This window comes from Streptomyces coerulescens, from assembly GCF_042657965.1.
In the GTDB taxonomy this organism is placed as follows: domain Bacteria; phylum Actinomycetota; class Actinomycetes; order Streptomycetales; family Streptomycetaceae; genus Streptomyces; species Streptomyces coerulescens.
Genome location: NZ_JBHSKM010000011.1, coordinates 209,048 through 225,550 on the forward strand (window position 1 = coordinate 209,048; position 16,503 = coordinate 225,550).

Below are 16,503 nucleotides of genomic sequence, written 5' to 3' on the forward strand. Positions count from 1 at the left end.
CGGAAACGCCGGTAGGCTGTTCACATGTCCGAACCGACCGGTGCCGCCCGCCGTCGCGGGCCCTTCAAGGTCGGGGACCAGGTACAGCTGACCGACCCCAAGGGCCGCCACTACACGTTCACGCTCGAAGCCGGGAAGAACTTCCACACCCACAAGGGTTCCTTCCCGCACGACGAACTGATCGGTGCTCCCGAGGGCAGCGTTGTCCGCACCACCGGGAACGTCGCCTACCTCGCGCTGCGCCCCCTGCTCCCCGACTACGTCCTGTCCATGCCCCGCGGGGCAGCCGTCGTCTACCCCAAGGACGCGGGACAGATCCTCGCCTTCGCCGACATCTTCCCCGGCGCCCGCGTCGTCGAGGCCGGCGTCGGCTCCGGCTCGCTCAGCAGCTTCCTGCTGCGCGCCATCGGCGACCAGGGCATGCTGCACTCCTACGAGCGCCGCGAGGACTTCGCCGACATCGCCCGGCAGAACGTCGAGCGCTACTTCGGCGGCCCCCACCCGGCCTGGCAGCTCACCGTCGGCGACCTCCAGGACAACCTGTCCGACACCGAGGTCGACCGCGTCATCCTCGACATGCTCGCCCCCTGGGAATGCCTGGAGGCCGTCTCCAAGGCCCTCGTCCCCGGCGGCATCCTGTGCTGCTACGTCGCCACCACCACCCAGCTCGCCCGGACCGTCGAGTCCATCCGCGAGATCGGCTGCTTCAACGAGCCGACCGCCTGGGAAACGATGATCCGCAACTGGCACATCGAAGGCCTCGCCGTCCGCCCCGACCACCGGATGATCGGACACACCGGCTTCCTGCTCACCGCCCGCCGACTCGCCGACGGAGTGGAGCCGCCCATGCGCCGCCGACGCCCCGCCAAGGGCGCCTACGGCGAGGACTACGAAGGCCCCAACGCCGACGGCGGCGCCGGCCGCTGAACCGGCGCCACACCGTATCCAACGCACAGGCGCTGTGGTCGAGTTCCCGCAACACCCCGGGAACTCGACCACAGCGCCTTTCCGTTGACGCCACGCCCGGAACCGACAACCTCCCCGAGCGCCGCGCGCCCCGTCCACACCCCCGATCGCCCGACATCCGGCACCGGAACTCCACACCCCCGCCGTTCCACCACACTGTGACGTGTGGCACGATGCTGGCCACCCACCCCCACCGGCACAGCCCTCACGGGAGACACTCCTAGTGCAGCAATCCGCCGTCCCGGAACTGGCACACACCCACACCCGGCCCATCCACTGGCTCGCCACCGCCACAGCGGTCGCCGGTGTCGTGGCGTTCTCCTCGGTCCTCCAGCCCGGCGCGGCGACGGCGGCCCAGGCGGCCGGCCCGGAGACGAAGCACACCGCCACGGCGGCCACACCCCCCGACCCCGCACGCATCGACTTCCCGATCGAATGCGGCCCCGTGAAAGCGGTCGTGGTGAAGAAGGCCACCGGCGACCTCGACGGCGACGGCAGCCCCGAAACCGTGGCCGTCGTGCACTGCGACTCCCCGATGGGCACCCCGCCCGACGGCGTCTACGTCCTCACACACACCAAGGAGACAGCCGCTCCCCGCGTCGTCGCCACCCTCGTCGCCCCCAAGGACAGCATCACCGTCAGTGACATCGCGGTCCGTGACGGAGCCATCGAGGCCCAGCTGCTCGGCTACTCCTCCACCGATGTGCCGCGTTGCTGCCCGGACGTCAAAGACAGCGCGAAATGGCAGTGGCAGAACGGCTCGTTCGCCCGCTCGACACCCGCCGGTGCCCACAGCGTCTGACCCCCGCCACCGACCGTTGTGAGAAATCAGACAGTCATAACACCCCGTGAACGCAAGGTCACTCGGCGTCCGGACCGAACACCTCGACCCTGTCCGAAACCCGACGTACATGAATGCAGTCGCCCGGACACTCCTTCGCCGAGTCCACCACATCCGTGAGAAGCGGCAGCGGCACGGGCGTTGTGGCCCCCTTGGCCTGCAACAGCTCGTCCTCGGGACTCTTCACATAGGCCAGGCCGTCGATGTCCAGCTCGAACACCTCAGGCGCATACTGGGCACAGATCCCATCGCCGGTACAGAGATCCTGATCGATCCAGACCTCCAGCGCCTCACCCTCGACCCCGGCCGTCCGCTCCACGCTCATCTCTCCTACCGCTAGCTACGCCGAGCCGAACGGGAATCCGGCCAGCTCTGACGGGTGTTGAACGCTTCGACCCTACCTTCGACTGGGTTCCAATCATGTGCGGTGGGTATTCCCCTGGCGTGAGGGAGAGCGCAAGGGTGAAGATCGGACACACCCCGACCGTCTTTGTGATCTAGGGGTTTCAATCGACACCCACCCAGGTAGGGTCTGGAAGCGTCCAGCTCCCCTTGGAGGAGGTGAGGACCGTGGCAGCCCACGACGACGACATGAACCGCGGCATCCGCCCGGGACGAGGGTCCGACGACCCGGCCGGGCAGATCGCCTACCTTGAGCAGGAGATCGCCGTCCTGCGACGCAAGCTCGCCGACTCTCCGCGACACACGAGGATTCTCGAAGAGCGGATCGTCGAGTTGCAGACGAACCTGGCCGGCGTGTCCGCACAGAACGAACGACTCGCGAACACGCTCCGTGAGGCCCGCGACCAGATCGTGGCCCTCAAGGAAGAAGTCGACCGGCTCGCACAGCCACCGGCCGGCTTCGGTGTCTTCCTGCAAGCCAACGAGGACGGCACCGCCGACATCTTCACCGGAGGACGCAAACTCCGCGTGAACGTCAGCCCCAGCGTCGAACTCGACGAGCTCCGGCGCGGCCAGGAACTGATGCTCAACGAAGCCCTCAACGTGGTCGAGGCCATGGAATTCGAGAGCGTCGGGGACATCGTCACCCTCAAGGAGATCCTCGAGGACGGCGAACGCGCCCTGGTGCTCGGGCACACCGACGAGGAACGCGTGGTACGGCTCGCCGAGCCGCTGCGCGGCGTGAACATCCGCCCCGGCGACGCACTGCTGCTCGAACCCCGCTCCGGTTATGTTTACGAGATCGTTCCGAAGAGCGAGGTCGAGGAACTCGTCCTCGAAGAAGTTCCCGACATCGGCTACGAGCAGATCGGTGGCCTGGGCGGCCAGATCGAGGCCATCCGCGACGCCGTCGAGCTGCCGTACCTCTACCCGGACCTTTTCAAAGAGCACGAACTGCGCCCGCCCAAGGGCGTCCTCCTCTACGGACCCCCCGGATGCGGAAAGACACTCATCGCCAAGGCCGTCGCCAACTCACTGGCCAAGAAGGTCGCCGAAGTCACCGGCGTGGCCGCCGGCAAGAGTTTCTTCCTCAACATCAAGGGCCCCGAGCTGCTGAACAAGTACGTCGGCGAGACCGAGCGGCAAATCCGCCTCGTCTTCCAGCGTGCACGTGAAAAAGCATCCGAAGGCACACCCGTCATCGTCTTCTTCGACGAGATGGAATCCCTCTTCCGCACCCGCGGCTCCGGCGTCAGCTCCGACGTGGAGAACACCATCGTCCCCCAGCTCCTCGCCGAGATCGACGGCGTCGAGGGCCTGCAGAACGTGGTCGTCATCGGCGCCTCCAACCGCGAGGACATGATCGACCCCGCCATCCTGCGCCCCGGCCGCCTGGACGTGAAGATCAAGATCGAGCGTCCCGACGCCGAAGCCGCCAAGGACATCTTCGGCAAATACCTCACCGAACGCCTCCCGCTCCACTCGGAGGACCTCGGCGAACACAGCGGCGACAAGTCGATGACGGTCCAGAGCATGATCCAGACCGCCGTCGAGCAGATGTACGCCGAATCCGAGGAGAACCGCTTCCTGGAAGTCACCTACGCCAACGGCGACAAGGAAGTCCTCTACTTCAAGGACTTCAACTCCGGCGCCATGATCGAAAACATCGTGGGCCGCGCCAAGAAGATGGCGATCAAGGACTTCCTCGAACACAACCAGAAGGGCCTCCGCGTCTCCCACCTGCTCCAGGCATGCGTGGACGAGTTCAAGGAGAACGAGGACCTGCCCAACACCACCAACCCGGACGACTGGGCCCGAATCTCCGGAAAGAAGGGCGAACGGATCGTCTACATCCGCACCCTCATCACCGGAAAGCAGGGCGCCGACACCGGACGCTCCATCGACACGGTGGCCAACACCGGACAGTACCTGTAAAACCCAGGGCGGCTGCGGGTGCCCTCACGGGGTACCCGCAGCCCACTGTTTTTCCGGCCACAACCGGACCACAAGGCGTGCAAGGCAATGACGCAAATGATCTCCCCACCAGGGCAAAGGCGCTCTAGGCTCTTCCGTACCGCCAAGTCGCGCAGTGCGGGGACGGGCACCGCACACGCAACCGAGCGCCAGCGGTACTTGTGCGGCGCCCACGACCGAGGGTGCCGCCGGGCAAGGAGGGCCGCATGACCGTACGGCGAGTAATGGGCATCGAGACGGAGTACGGGATCTCCGTCCCCGGCCACCCCAACGCCAATGCCATGCTCACCTCATCCCAGATCGTCAACGCCTACGCGGCCGCGATGCACCGGGCCCGCCGCGCCCGCTGGGACTTCGAGGAGGAGAACCCGCTACGGGACGCGCGAGGCTTCGACCTCGCCCGCGAGGCCGCCGACGCCAGCCAGCTCACCGACGAGGACATCGGCCTGGCCAACGTCATCCTCACCAACGGAGCACGGCTCTACGTCGACCACGCACACCCCGAATACAGCGCGCCCGAGGTCACCAACCCCCGCGACGCCGTCCTGTGGGACAAGGCCGGCGAACGCATCATGGCCGAAGCCGCCGAACGAGCCGCCCAGCTCCCCGGCGCCCAGCCCATCCACCTCTACAAGAACAACACCGACAACAAGGGCGCCTCCTACGGCACACACGAGAACTACCTGATGAAGCGGGAAACCGCCTTCTCCGACATCGTGCGCCACCTCACGCCCTTCTTCGTCTCCCGCCAGGTCTTCGCCGGAGCAGGCCGCGTCGGCATCGGCCAGGACGGCCACGAACACGGCTTCCAGCTCAGCCAGCGCGCGGACTACTTCGAGGTCGAGGTCGGCCTCGAAACCACCCTCAAGCGCCCCATCATCAACACCCGCGACGAACCCCACGCCGACGCCGAGAAGTACCGCCGGCTCCACGTGATCATCGGCGACGCCAACCTCTCCGAGATCTCGACCTACCTCAAGCTGGGCACCACCGCCCTGGTCCTGTCCATGATCGAAGACGGCTTCATCGCCGTGGACCTGGCCGTCGACCAGCCCGTACGCACCCTCCACCAGGTCTCGCACGACCCGTCCCTCAAGCGCCTGGTCACCCTCCGCAGCGGCCGCACACTCACCGCCGTACAACTCCAGATGGAGTACTACGAGCTCTCCCGCAAATACGTCGAGGAACGCTTCGGCGCCGACGCCGACGAACAGACCAAGGACGTCCTGTCCCGCTGGGAAGACACCCTGAACCGGCTCGAACGCGACCCGATGAGCCTCTCCGGCGAACTCGACTGGGTCGCCAAGCGCGAACTCATGGAGGGCTACCGCCGCCGCGACGACCTCGACTGGGACGCCGCCAAGCTCCACCTCCTCGACCTCCAGTACGCCGACGTACGCCCCGAAAAGGGCCTCTACAACCGTCTGGTGGCCCGCGGCCGCATCAAACGCCTCCTGGACGAGGCATCCGTGGAACGGGCCCAGGTGAAGCCGCCGGAGGACACCCGGGCGTACTTCCGGGGCCGCTGCCTGGAGCAATACGCCGACGACGTCGCCGCGGCCTCCTGGGACTCGGTCATCTTCGATCTCCCCGGCCGCGACTCCCTCCAGCGCGTTCCAACCCTCGAACCGCTTCGCGGAACGCGAAATCACGTCAAGGAGCTCCTGGACCGCTGTCGGACCGCGGAAGACCTGGTCAGGGTCCTGTCAGGCGGCTGATCGGCCTCTGGGGGGTGTCGGCCGGACGTCGGCCGGGCAGGGTGGAAAACCCGGCGTCCGGGAATCATCGAGGTGGTCCCCGTACGTTGGAGAAACTGCGGGGCCGATGTCAGACCCCGCTTGTAGGGTCTGATCATCACCGATCGGCAGGAAAGCCGACCTGTCGAACATGTCGGGCGAGACGAGCGGGGTGAGGGATATGGCAACCAAGGACACCGGCGGCGGACAGCAGAAGGCCACACGCTCCACCGAGGAGGTCGAGGAGCAGGCAGCGGAAACGCAGGCTTCGGAGGACCTCAAGGAGCGGCAGGAGAAGCTGAGCGACGACGTGGACTCCGTCCTCGACGAAATCGATGATGTGCTCGAAGAGAACGCCGAGGATTTCGTGAGGTCCTTCGTTCAGAAGGGTGGAGAGTGACTTTTGCCTTCGAATCGAAGGTGAAGTCGGGGGAAGCTTGGAGTGAACGAAGAGTTGGGATCGCGACGCTGTTCGCGGTGCAAGCAGCACCTGCCGCGGACGGCGTTCGCAAGCAACAAGTCCATGCCCGATGGCCTCCAGGCGTACTGCCGGGAGTGCGCCGCCGAGTACTACCGGCAGCGCCAGGAGGCCAAAGGAAAGAAAGTCCGGGCGAAGGTTCAGGTCCCGCCGGGGCACAAGCGGTGTCCGCAGTGCGAGGAGGTCAAGCCGCACTCTGAATGGGAGCGCAACAAGTCCTCGTCGGACGGCTGGGCCAGCTATTGCCGTGCGTGTCGGGCTCAGCGGAACAGAGTCAGCTACTTCAAGCGCAAGTACGGCCTCACGCAAGTCGAGTTGGACGCGATACTCGCCGCACAGCGAGGCATCTGCTGTATATGCCTTGCCGCTCCGGCAGAGCATGTGGATCACTGCCACGAGACGGGTAGGGTCCGTGGCGTACTGTGCTTCAGCTGCAACGCCGCACTGGGGCAATTCAAGGATCGGCCCGACGTCATAAGGCGGGCTGCTGCTTACGTGGAAGGAATCGCGTGGAAGCCAACACTCGTAGCACCGGGCGTCTACCAGCTGCCTTCCTGACGCCTGGGTCGTCCTCCTTCATGGACTTTCTCTCCGACCACCAGCCGGAGCTGCTGCCCGGCAAGCGTCAACTGCCGCCCACGCAGGGTGTGATCGAGGCCCCGCACGGCACGACGATCGTGGCGGTGACGTTCCCCGGTGGCGTCGTTCTCGCCGGTGACCGTCGCGCCACGATGGGGAATGTGATCGCCCAGCGTGACATCGAGAAGGTGTTCCCCGCCGACGAGTACTCGGCCGTCGGTATCGCCGGCACGGCCGGTCTGGCCGTCGAGATGGTCAAGCTCTTCCAGCTGGAGCTGGAGCACTTCGAGAAGGTCGAGGGTGCTCAGCTGTCGCTGGAGGGCAAGGCGAACCGGTTGTCGACCATGATCCGGTCCAATCTGGGCATGGCCATGCAGGGACTGGCCGTGGTGCCGCTCTTCGCCGGGTACGACGTGGACCGGGAGCGGGGGCGGATCTTCTCCTACGACGTCACCGGTGGCCGTTCGGAGGAGCATGGCTTCGCTGCCACCGGCTCCGGTTCGATCTTCGCGCGTGGCGCCATGAAGAAGCTTTTCCGTGATGATCTGAGCGAGGCCGACGCCACGACGCTCGTGGTGCAGGCCCTGTATGACGCGGCCGACGACGACTCGGCGACCGGTGGTCCCGATGTCGCCCGCCGGATCTACCCGATCGTCACCGTGATCACCGAGGACGGTTTCCGTCGGCTGGGCGATGACGAGTCCTCCGAGATCGCCCGTTCGATCCTGGAGCGGCGTCTGGAGCAGCCCGACGGTCCGCGGGCCGCGCTGCTGTAGGCGCGGGTTCCGTCTTATCAAGGTGATCCTGTGACTTCGACAGAAAGGGACGGATAACCGGTGTCGACGCCGTTCTATGTCTCACCCCAGCAGGCCATGGCCGACCGGGCGGAGTACGCCCGTAAGGGCATCGCGCGTGGGCGCAGCCTGGTCGTGCTCCAGTACGCCGACGGCATCGTGTTCGTCGGCGAGAACCCGTCCCGTGCGCTGCACAAGTTCAGCGAGATCTATGACCGGATCGGCTTCGCGGCGGCCGGCAAGTACAACGAGTACGAGAATCTGCGGATCGGCGGTGTGCGGTATGCCGATCTTCGTGGTTACACCTATGACCGTGATGACGTGACCGCTCGTGGTCTGGCGAACGTGTACGCCCAGACGCTGGGCACGATCTTCTCCTCCGCGGCCGAGAAGCCGTACGAGGTGGAGCTGGTCGTCGCCGAGGTGGGGGTGACGCCGGAGGGTGACCAGATCTACCGGCTGCCGCACGACGGGTCGATCGTGGACGAGCACGGTTCGGTCGCGGTCGGTGGCAATGCGGAGCTGATCAGCAACTATCTGGATCAGCGTCATCAGGACGGCATGACGCTGGCCGAGGCGCTGAAGCTGGCCGTGCAGGCGTTGTCGCGTGAGTCGAACGGCACTCAGCGGGAGATTCCCGCGGAGCGTCTGGAGGTCGCGGTGCTGGACCGTACGCGTCCGCAGTCGCGCAAGTTCAAGCGGATCGTCGGCCGTCAGCTGGCCCGGCTGCTGGAGGCGGGTGGCGCGGCCAGCGAGGCCGAGAGCGCCGACGGTGACGAGTCCTCCGAGGAGTCCGGCGCTTCCGAGGAGTAGTCAACCTCCGTTCCACCCCGCCCGTGCTGTGCCCCGGCCGACTCTCGGCCGGGGCACAGGACGTTCGGGAGGGGTGTCAGAGGGTGCTGGGCGGGGCTGTGGAGCCTCGTACGACGAGTTGGACGGGGATGTCGCCCTCTTCCGGCTCGCGGCCTTCCAGGACGGCCAGGAGGGCTTGCATGCCGCGTTCGCCGAAGAGTTCCGCGTCGAGTCGGACGGTGGTGAGTTCGGGGTCGATGGCGGTGGCGAGGGCGAGGTCGTCGAGGCCGGTGACGGAGATGTCGTCGGGGATGCGCAGGCCGAGGCGTCGTACGGCTTTGTAGGCGCCGGCGGCGAGTTTGTCGTCGTCGCAGATGATCGCGGTGGGGCGGGGGTCGTGGGCGGCGAGTGCGGTTTCGGCGGCGGTGCGGGCGCCGTCGATGGAGATGGGGGCGCGCGCGGTCCGCAGTGAGGTGCGGGGTACCCCCGCGAGCCGGGTGGCCAGCTCGTGCGCGCGTACCTCGAAGGTCCAGGAGGCGATGTCGGCCGCGAGGTGCAGGAAGCGGCGGTGGCCGAGGTGGAGCAGGTGTTCGGTGACCTGGCGGACGCCGTCGGCGATGTCCAGGTTCACGGTCGCGGCGCCGAGGCTGCCCGCGGGGTCGCTGTCGAGCATGACGAGGGGTAGTTGGTCGCCGCGGATGGCGGTGAGGGCGTCGGCGGCCATGGAGGAGGCGATGACGCCGTCGAGGGCGGCCTGGGCGGAGGCGAAGGGGTTGCGGGCGGGGCCGATGCCTTCGGGGGAGGGGTAGAGGACGACGCCGAAGCCGTGCCGGGCGGCGACGCGGGCGGCGCCGGTGTAGACGCCGGCGAAGAATTCGGTGGTGAGGGCGGGGACCACGAGGAGTACGGTGCGGGTGTGGCCGAGGCGCAGGTTGCGGGCCGCGAGGTTGGGTCGGTAGCCGAGTTCGCGGGCTGCTTCCCGTACGCGTTCGGCTGTGGCCGCGGAGACGCGGCCGCGCCATTTGTCGCCGAGGACGAGGGAGACCGCGGCCTGGGAGACGCCTGCGGCCTGGGCGACGTCCCGGCTGGTGGGGCGCGTGCTGCCGTGTGCCACCTTCCGTCTGCTCCTTCATCTGGACTCGTGAACAGCGCACATGGTACGTATGACGAAGGGCGTTATACGTAAAACTTCAGCGGAGGGCGGCGCGGCCGATGACCGGCGCATACGTGGAGATCCTCAGGGTGAGGCATGCCGCCCGGCTGCTCGCCGGCACCCTGATAGGGCGGCTGCCGAACGCTGTCGCGGCGCTCGCGATCCTGCTGTTCGTGCGCGCGGAGGGCGGCTCGTACAGCCTGGCGGGTGCGCTGGCGGCCGTGTATGGCGTCGCGAACGCGGTCGGTCAGCCGGTGCTGGGGCGTCTGGTGGACCTGCACGGGCAGCCGCGGGTGCAGCTGCCGGCCGCGGTGGTCTCGGCGCTGGCGATGGCCGCGTTCGCTTTCGTGGGCCTCGGCCCGCTGCCACTCGCCTACGCGGCCGTGGCCGCCGCCGGGCTGTTCACGCCGCCTCTGGAGGGCGGTCTGCGGGCGCTGTGGGGGTCGGTGCTGCACAAGGAGGGTCAGGTGCACACCGCGTATGCCATGGACGCGGTGGCGCAGGAAGTCATGTTCACGGTGGGGCCGTTGCTGCTGACGCTGTGTGCGTCGCTGTGGTCGGCGCAGGCGGCGCTGCTGGTGCTGAACGTCATCGGGGTGCTGGGTGCTCTGTCGGTGGTCGTGTCGCCGCCCTCGCGCGCGTGGCGTTCGGCGCCGCGTGAGGCGCACTGGCTGGGGGCGCTGCGCTCGGCGGGTCTGCTGGCGCTGCTCGCGTCCTTCCTGTTCGTGGGCGTGGCGATGGGGTCGATCGCGGTGGCGGCGGTGTCGTACGCGGACGACCACGGCGGTGATGTGGTGTACGGCTGGCTGATGGCGGGGTTGGGGCTCGGTGCCCTGATCGGCGGCACGGTGTACGGGGCGCGGCAGTGGGGTGGCGATCCGGCGCGGCGACTGCGGCTGCTGGTGGCCCTGCTGGCGGTGTGTTACCTGCCGCTGATGCTGATGCCGGGCGCGGTCGCGATGACGCTCCTGGCGGTGCTCGCCGGGGTGTTCCTGGCGCCGTGTATCGCGTGTGCCTTCGTGCTCGTCGACCATCATGCGCCGCGGGGCACGGTCACCGAGGCGTTCTCCTGGCTGGTGACGACGTTCACCGTGGGCGCGTCGGTCGGAACGGGCCTCGCGGGGCCGGTGGTCGAGGCGGGCGGGGCCTTCTGGGGGTTCGCCGTGCCGGGTGGCGCGGGGGCGGTGTCGTTGCTGGTCCTGCTGGCCACCGGGCGGGTCCTCGCAGCTCCCGGCCGGGGTGCGGTGGTTGCGGCTTCATCGGAAAATGATCCAAACCGTGCCGTCGAACCCCGTTTCAGCTCAGGGGATCGGGCGTAATGTTCAGTCATGGACCGCCGCATTTTCGGGCTGGAGAACGAGTACGGCGTCACATGTACGTTCAGGGGACAGCGCCGCCTGTCTCCCGACGAGGTGGCGCGGTACCTCTTCCGCCGTGTCGTGTCATGGGGCCGCAGCAGCAATGTCTTTCTGCGAAACGGCGCCCGCCTCTATCTCGACGTGGGTTCGCATCCGGAATACGCCACACCGGAATGTGACAATGTGACCGAACTGGTCACCCACGACAAAGCGGGCGAGCGCATTCTCGAAGGACTCCTGGTGGACGCCGAACGACGCCTGCACGAGGAGGGAATCGCGGGCGACGTCTACCTCTTCAAGAACAACACCGACTCGGCGGGCAACTCCTACGGTTGCCACGAGAACTATCTCGTGGCACGGCACGGGGAGTTCTCCCGGCTCGCGGACATCCTCATTCCGTTCCTGGTGACCAGGCAGCTTCTGTGTGGCGCCGGCAAGGTGCTGCAGACCCCGCGGGGCGCGGTGTACTGCGTCAGTCAGCGGGCCGAGCACATCTGGGAGGGTGTCTCCTCGGCGACGACCCGTTCCCGGCCGATCATCAACACGCGCGACGAGCCGCATGCGGACGCGGAGCGTTACCGGCGTCTGCATGTCATCGTGGGCGACTCGAACATGTCCGAGACGACCATGCTGCTCAAGGTCGGTGCCACCGACCTGGTGCTGCGCATGATCGAGGCGGGTACCGTGATGCGCGACCTGACCCTGGAGAACCCCATTCGGGCGATCCGCGAGGTCAGCCACGACATCACGGGCCGGCGCAAGGTGCGCCTGGCCAGTGGCCGGGAGGCCTCCGCCCTGGAGGTGCAGCGCGAGTACTACGAGAAGGCCGTGGACTTCTGCGAGCGCCGCGGCATCCGCACGGGCACGGTCGAGCAGGTTCTGGAGCTGTGGGGCCGCACGCTGGACTCGATCGAGTCCGAGGACCTCGACCGCATCGGTACCGAGATCGACTGGGTGATGAAGTACAAGCTCATCGAGCGGTACCGGGCCAAGCACAACATGACCATGTCGCATCCGCGGGTCGCGCAGATAGACCTCGCGTACCACGACATCCACCGGCGTCGTGGCCTGTACTACCTGCTGGAGAAGAAGGGTCAAGCGGCGCGTATCTGCAACGACTTGAAGATCTTCGAAGGCAAGTCCGTTCCGCCGCAGACCACTCGGGCCCGGCTGCGCGGCGATTTCATCCGCAGGGCCCAGGAGCAGCGCCGCGATTTCACGGTCGACTGGGTCCATCTCAAGCTCAACGACCAGGCGCAGCGCACGGTGTTGTGCAAGGACCCGTTCCGTTCGGTGGACGACCGGGTGGAGAAGTTGATCGCCGGAATGTGACCGGGTCCGTGGTCGCCTCGGCGTAGTGCCGTTCAGGACGTCCGGTGTCCGGAGGTGTGGTCACCTCCGGACACCGGGCGTTTTCTGTGGTTCTGCCGTGAGGGACGTCACGGTTCCGGGTGGCGGCGTGTCGTGCGGCGGCCGGTTTCGGAAGTGCGTACGTCGTAAAGTGGCGGCCATTGCCCGCCACCCCCTATCCCAGTGGGACTGATGAACTACAACACCAAACGCCGTGTCGCGGCGCTGCTGGCCGTGCCCGCCCTGTTGTTCGCCGCCGCGTGCGGATCGGACGGTGACAGCGACGGGGCGCAGGCGGGAGCGGTCGCCGAGGTCGACGGAAAGGCCGGGGCGAAGCCCGAGATCTCCACCCCCAAGGACGGCGAGCCGTCGACGAAGACCGTCGTCGAGACGGTCTCGGAGGGCGACGGAACCGCGATCAAGGGCTCCGACTTCGTCCGGCTGGACTGGACGGTCCAGAAGTGGGGCGAGGACAAGGAGCTGGGTGGTACCTGGCAGGCCACGGCGACCGGTTCCGGCACGCCCCGGCCGCAGTCCGTGGAGCAGATCGGCAAGCAGAGTCAGCAGTTGCCGGCGAAGGTTCTCGACGCCGTCAAGGGCAAGAAGCCGGGGAGCCGGATCCTTGTGCAGGGCACCGCGGGTGACCTGATCGGCGAGGGGCTGAACCCGTCCTCGGGTCTCACCGAGAAGGACGTGCTGATCTGGGTGCTGGATGTGGACGGTGCCGCCACCGTCGACGCGAAGGCCGAGGTCAAGGGCGAGCAGGCGGCCCCCGAGGCGGGTATGCCGGAGGTGAAGGCTCCGTCGCAGAAGGCGGCGACCATCACCATTCCCGCGAACACCAAGGCGCCCAAGGACCTGAAGCAGCAGGTGCTGATCAAGGGTGACGGCAAGAAGGTCGAGGCCGGCCAGGGCCTGGTGGCCCAGTACACCGGCGTGAAGTGGGAGGACGGCAAGAAGTTCGACTCCTCCTGGGACCACGGTGGCGCGACCGCCTTCCAGATCGGCACGGGTTCCGTGGTGCAGGGCTGGGACAAGGGCCTCGTCGGCAAGAACGTGGGCGACCGCGTGCTGCTGGTGATCCCGCCCTCGCTCGGCTACGGCGCGAACCCCAGCAGTGAGCTGGCCAAGAACACACTGGTCTTCGTGGTGGATATCCTCGGAGTCGTCTGACCGAGGTGTCTCTGAGAGCGTTCCGCGACTCAGGTCACGCAACAAGGAGTGATGAAGTGAGCATCGACAAGCCCGAGATCGACTTCCCGGGCGGCGAGCCCCCGGCGGACCTCGAGATCAAGGACATCTGGGAGGGTGACGGCCCGGTCGCGCAGGCCGGCCAGACCGTCACCGTCCACTACGTGGGCGTGTCCTTCAGCACCGGTGAGGAGTTCGACGCGAGCTGGAACCGCGGGACGCCGTTCCGTTTCCCGCTCGGCGGCGGCCGCGTCATCAAGGGCTGGGACCAGGGCGTGCAGGGCATGAAGGTCGGCGGCCGTCGTCAGCTGACCATCCCGGCGCACCTCGCCTACGGCAACCAGAGCCCCACCCCGGCGATCAAGCCCGGTGAGACGCTGATCTTCGTGGTCGACCTGCTCGGAGTCTGATCGTCGCATCCGATCGCCGCCTGTGATCGGCGGGCGACCGGAGCCGACTACCTGGGGCCCATGCCTGTGCGGGCATGGGCCTCGGCTTTTGCCACGCCACTGCGGAGCGGTACGGTCATCGCTCGTAAGCACCATAGGGAAGGCGAAGGGCGTCGATGGCCATTGCCAAGGCCGAGCGGCTCATGAATCTGGCGCTGTGTCTGCTCGGGACGCGGCGGCCACTGAGCAAGCGCGAGCTTCGTGAGTCCCTCGAGGCCTATCTCGAAGCGGGCAGCGACGACTCCTTCAACCGGATGTTCGAGCGCGACAAGGACGATCTGCGCGAACTCGGTCTGGTCATCGAGACCGTGGAGAACCTCGACGGCGAGGTCGGCTATCTGGCCCGCCGCGACAGCAACCGCCTCCCGCCGATCACCCTGGACGCCGAGGAGGCCGCCGCGCTGGGCCTGGCTGCCAAGGTGTGGCAGCAGGCCCGGCTCGCGGGCGCGGCCAGCGGCGCACTGCAGAAGCTGCGCGCGGCGGGGCTGCCGGAGGACGTCGACCCGTACGAGGCGCACGGCGCGCTGGAGCCCCGAATCCCCGTGCACGAGGCGGCGTTCGAGCCGCTGATGCTGGCCTGCCGGGACCGCCGACCGGTCGTCTTCGACTACCGCAAGGCCACCGCCGCCCGCCCCGAGCAGCGCCATGTCGAGCCGTGGGCGCTGGAGTGCTGGCGCGGCCACTGGTATCTGGCGGGCTGGGACCGGGACCGTGGTGCGGAGCGGGTGTTCCGGCTGTCGAGGATCACCGGCAAGGTGCGCAGCCGCAGCGGCCGCTTCACCGCGGAGATCCCCGATGTCGTCACCGTCCGGGAGACCGTCGCGGGCTGGGCGGGGGAGATCGCCGACCGCTCCGCGCTGATCCGGCTGCGCACGGACGCCGGGTACCCCCTTCGGGCGAAGGCCACGGCGGTGCGGGAACTCGGCGAAGGCTGGGACGAGTTGGAGATTCCGTACGGCCACGGGCTGGATGCCTGGCTGGTGGAGTTCGGGCCGGATGTGGTGGTCCTGGAGCCCGCGGAGCTGCGGGCCGACGTGGTGGACAGGCTGCGTGCCGTGGCCAAGGGCTGAGGGGGAGCGGAGCGAGCAGTGGCAGGCAAACCGGTCAGGCCCGCGAGCGCCATCGACCAGACCCGGCGGATGCTCTCGCTGGTGACGTATCTGAAGGAGCGTCCCGGCGCCCGGGTCGAGGACGTCGCGCGCGCCTTCGGGATCTCCGAGGACGAGCTGGTCTCCGACCTGGACGTGCTGCCCATGTGTGGCACCAGCTTCCGGGGCGGCGATCTGCTCGACATCGACACCGACGGCGAGCGCATCTGGTGGCACAACCCCGACGACGTGGCCGAGCCGCTGCGGATCGCAGCCGACGAGGCGACCGCGCTGCTGGTGGCCGCCCGCGCCGTGGCCACGCTGCCCGGTCTGCGGGAGAGCGACCGGCAGGCGCTGCTGCGGGCGACCGCCAAGGTGGAGACCGCCTCGGGTGAGGCGGCCGGCGCCAGTGCCCGGCTGTCGGTGACCTTCGAGTCCGAGGGCGGTGTCTTCGCGGACGTCGACCGGGCGATCTCCGAGCGGCGCAGGCTGTGGATCCGCTACTACTCACCGGCCCGCGACGAGGTCACCGAGCGCGAGATCGACCCCATCCGCCTGGTCAGCGTCGGCCACACCTATGTCGAGGCCTGGTGCCGGCGCTCCGAGGCCCGCCGTACCTTCCGCCTCGACCGGGTCGCCGAGATCAAGATCCTCGACGAGCCGTCCGCGCCGCCCGAGGTGGAGCTGCGGGACCTGTCCGAGGGGCTGGTGCAGCCCGCGGCGGAGGACCCGGAGGTCGTCGTCGAGGTCGGCCCCGGCGGGCGCTGGGTCGCCGAGTACTACCCGCACGACAGCGCCGATGAGCTTGCGGACGGCGGACTGCGTATCACTTTGCGCACCCCCGACCCGGCGTCGCTGCGGCGCCTGGCACTCCGGCTGGGCCGCGACGGCCGCATCGTGTCGCCGCCGGAGCTGGCCGACAGCGCCCGGCGGGCGGCCCGCGAGGCACTGGCGGCGTACGACGGGGTCGAGGTGCAGGAGTCCCACGGGACGCGTGAGGTTCAGGAACGGCAGGGCGACAGGCAGGAGCGAGGGCTTTGAGCGAGTCGGCTACGTCCGGGTCCGGTGTGCGGGGAATCACGGTGGCGTCGGCGTTCGCCGGGATGAGAAGCGTGGCGCCGGTGATGTTCAGAGCGGGCTGCCCGGACTGCCGGGGCCACTTCGAGCTCGCCGCGAGCGCCCTGCGCCTCGTCATCGGCGCCAGCAGCCGTACGACGTTCTACTCCTTCACCTGCCCCGACTGCGGCGCGGCCGTCCGCAAGCCGGCCGGTGAGCGCATCGTCGAGCTGCTGACCGGCGGCGGGGTCAGCACCCTGCGGCTGCACTCCACGGTCTAGGACGGTCTAGGCTCG

At 68.1% G+C, this 16,503-nt stretch carries 17 protein-coding genes; 15 read left to right on the forward strand and 2 right to left on the reverse strand.

Annotated elements, in window-relative coordinates:
• The first annotated feature begins 24 nt into the window (after positions 1 to 24).
• Together ACFPQ9_RS19060 and ACFPQ9_RS19065 are read left to right on the forward strand one after the other, a co-directional pair.
• Positions 25 to 927: a tRNA (adenine-N1)-methyltransferase gene (locus ACFPQ9_RS19060; protein WP_380854314.1), complete on the forward strand. Its 903-nt coding sequence runs from the start codon at positions 25 to 27 to the stop codon at positions 925 to 927.
• A gap of 262 nt (positions 928 to 1,189) precedes the next feature.
• The gene (locus tag ACFPQ9_RS19065; RefSeq protein WP_380854316.1) at positions 1,190 to 1,768 is read left to right on the forward strand and encodes a hypothetical protein; all 579 of its coding nucleotides are present in this window, start codon (positions 1,190 to 1,192) and stop codon (positions 1,766 to 1,768) included.
• Between the two features lie 58 nt (positions 1,769 to 1,826).
• Here ACFPQ9_RS19065 and ACFPQ9_RS19070 read toward each other — a convergent pair whose 3' ends face one another.
• Entirely contained in the window at positions 1,827 to 2,132 is a 306-nt protein-coding gene (locus ACFPQ9_RS19070; RefSeq protein WP_214335061.1) for a ferredoxin, read from the reverse strand.
• Between the two features lie 245 nt (positions 2,133 to 2,377).
• On the opposite strand from ACFPQ9_RS19070, the gene arc reads away from it, so the two are divergent.
• The 6 genes from arc (at position 2,378) to prcA (ending at position 8,583) form a co-directional block, all read left to right on the forward strand.
• Complete coding sequence (arc, locus tag ACFPQ9_RS19075) at positions 2,378 to 4,144, forward strand: proteasome ATPase (RefSeq protein ID WP_380854318.1); 1,767 nt, start codon at positions 2,378 to 2,380, stop codon at positions 4,142 to 4,144.
• 245 nt (positions 4,145 to 4,389) lie between these two features.
• On the forward strand, positions 4,390 to 5,901 hold the full coding sequence (dop, locus tag ACFPQ9_RS19080; RefSeq protein WP_380854320.1) for a depupylase/deamidase Dop: 1,512 nt from the start codon (positions 4,390 to 4,392) through the stop codon (positions 5,899 to 5,901).
• A gap of 199 nt (positions 5,902 to 6,100) precedes the next feature.
• A complete protein-coding gene (locus tag ACFPQ9_RS19085) occupies positions 6,101 to 6,319 on the forward strand; it encodes a ubiquitin-like protein Pup (RefSeq protein ID WP_030955201.1) in 219 nt (72 codons plus the stop codon).
• A 123-nt stretch (positions 6,320 to 6,442) separates the two neighbouring features.
• Positions 6,443 to 6,955: an endonuclease VII domain-containing protein gene (locus ACFPQ9_RS19090; protein WP_380854483.1), complete on the forward strand. Its 513-nt coding sequence runs from the start codon at positions 6,443 to 6,445 to the stop codon at positions 6,953 to 6,955.
• Positions 6,907 to 7,752 (forward strand): proteasome subunit beta, encoded by an 846-nt coding sequence (gene prcB / locus ACFPQ9_RS19095; protein WP_037867770.1) that lies wholly within the window; start codon positions 6,907 to 6,909, stop codon positions 7,750 to 7,752. Before ACFPQ9_RS19090 ends, prcB begins: the two co-directional genes overlap by 49 nt.
• 60 nt (positions 7,753 to 7,812) lie before the next feature.
• Positions 7,813 to 8,583, forward strand: a complete 771-nt coding sequence (gene prcA, locus ACFPQ9_RS19100) for a proteasome subunit alpha (protein ID WP_380854323.1) — start codon at positions 7,813 to 7,815, stop codon at positions 8,581 to 8,583.
• Between the two features lie 76 nt (positions 8,584 to 8,659).
• Here the strand turns inward: prcA and ACFPQ9_RS19105 are convergent, their stop codons facing one another.
• Complete coding sequence (locus tag ACFPQ9_RS19105) at positions 8,660 to 9,676, reverse strand: LacI family DNA-binding transcriptional regulator (protein ID WP_380854325.1); 1,017 nt, start codon at positions 9,674 to 9,676, stop codon at positions 8,660 to 8,662.
• A 98-nt stretch (positions 9,677 to 9,774) separates the two neighbouring features.
• Here ACFPQ9_RS19105 and ACFPQ9_RS19110 point away from each other — a divergent pair, with 98 nt between their 5' ends.
• From ACFPQ9_RS19110 to ACFPQ9_RS19140, 7 genes are all read left to right on the forward strand, one after another.
• Complete coding sequence (locus tag ACFPQ9_RS19110; protein WP_380854327.1) at positions 9,775 to 11,034, forward strand: MFS transporter; 1,260 nt, start codon at positions 9,775 to 9,777, stop codon at positions 11,032 to 11,034.
• Positions 11,035 to 11,043: 9 nt separating this feature from the next.
• A complete protein-coding gene (pafA, locus tag ACFPQ9_RS19115; RefSeq protein WP_030955459.1) occupies positions 11,044 to 12,405 on the forward strand; it encodes a Pup--protein ligase in 1,362 nt (453 codons plus the stop codon).
• A 210-nt stretch (positions 12,406 to 12,615) separates the two neighbouring features.
• Positions 12,616 to 13,596, forward strand: coding sequence for an FKBP-type peptidyl-prolyl cis-trans isomerase (locus tag ACFPQ9_RS19120; RefSeq protein ID WP_380854330.1), 981 nt, complete (start codon positions 12,616 to 12,618; stop codon positions 13,594 to 13,596).
• Between the two features lie 56 nt (positions 13,597 to 13,652).
• Complete coding sequence (locus ACFPQ9_RS19125; protein ID WP_030243994.1) at positions 13,653 to 14,024, forward strand: FKBP-type peptidyl-prolyl cis-trans isomerase; 372 nt, start codon at positions 13,653 to 13,655, stop codon at positions 14,022 to 14,024.
• 155 nt (positions 14,025 to 14,179) lie between these two features.
• Entirely contained in the window at positions 14,180 to 15,133 is a 954-nt protein-coding gene (locus ACFPQ9_RS19130; RefSeq protein ID WP_380854332.1) for a helix-turn-helix transcriptional regulator, read from the forward strand.
• Between the two features lie 18 nt (positions 15,134 to 15,151).
• Complete coding sequence (locus ACFPQ9_RS19135; protein WP_380854334.1) at positions 15,152 to 16,192, forward strand: helix-turn-helix transcriptional regulator; 1,041 nt, start codon at positions 15,152 to 15,154, stop codon at positions 16,190 to 16,192.
• The gene (locus tag ACFPQ9_RS19140; RefSeq protein ID WP_380854336.1) at positions 16,189 to 16,488 is read left to right on the forward strand and encodes a hypothetical protein; all 300 of its coding nucleotides are present in this window, start codon (positions 16,189 to 16,191) and stop codon (positions 16,486 to 16,488) included. Before ACFPQ9_RS19135 ends, ACFPQ9_RS19140 begins: the two co-directional genes overlap by 4 nt.
• Positions 16,489 to 16,503 lie beyond the last annotated feature (15 nt).

What these genes read in the sequence shown, in the direction of transcription:
- ACFPQ9_RS19110 (WP_380854327.1), top strand. Translation starts at nt 9,775, where the DNA reads ATGACCGGCGCATACGTGGAGATCCTCAGGGTGAGGCATGCCGCCCGG.
- dop (WP_380854320.1), top strand. Translation starts at nt 4,390, where the DNA reads ATGACCGTACGGCGAGTAATGGGCATCGAGACGGAGTACGGGATCTCC.
- ACFPQ9_RS19130 (WP_380854332.1), top strand. Translation starts at nt 14,180, where the DNA reads ATGGCCATTGCCAAGGCCGAGCGGCTCATGAATCTGGCGCTGTGTCTG.
- pafA (WP_030955459.1), top strand. Translation starts at nt 11,044, where the DNA reads ATGGACCGCCGCATTTTCGGGCTGGAGAACGAGTACGGCGTCACATGT.
- ACFPQ9_RS19070 (WP_214335061.1), bottom strand. Translation starts at nt 2,132, where the DNA reads ATGAGCGTGGAGCGGACGGCCGGGGTCGAGGGTGAGGCGCTGGAGGTC.
- ACFPQ9_RS19120 (WP_380854330.1), top strand. Translation starts at nt 12,616, where the DNA reads ATGAACTACAACACCAAACGCCGTGTCGCGGCGCTGCTGGCCGTGCCC.
- ACFPQ9_RS19060 (WP_380854314.1), top strand. Translation starts at nt 25, where the DNA reads ATGTCCGAACCGACCGGTGCCGCCCGCCGTCGCGGGCCCTTCAAGGTC.
- ACFPQ9_RS19090 (WP_380854483.1), top strand. Translation starts at nt 6,443, where the DNA reads ATGCCCGATGGCCTCCAGGCGTACTGCCGGGAGTGCGCCGCCGAGTAC.
- ACFPQ9_RS19085 (WP_030955201.1), top strand. Translation starts at nt 6,101, where the DNA reads ATGGCAACCAAGGACACCGGCGGCGGACAGCAGAAGGCCACACGCTCC.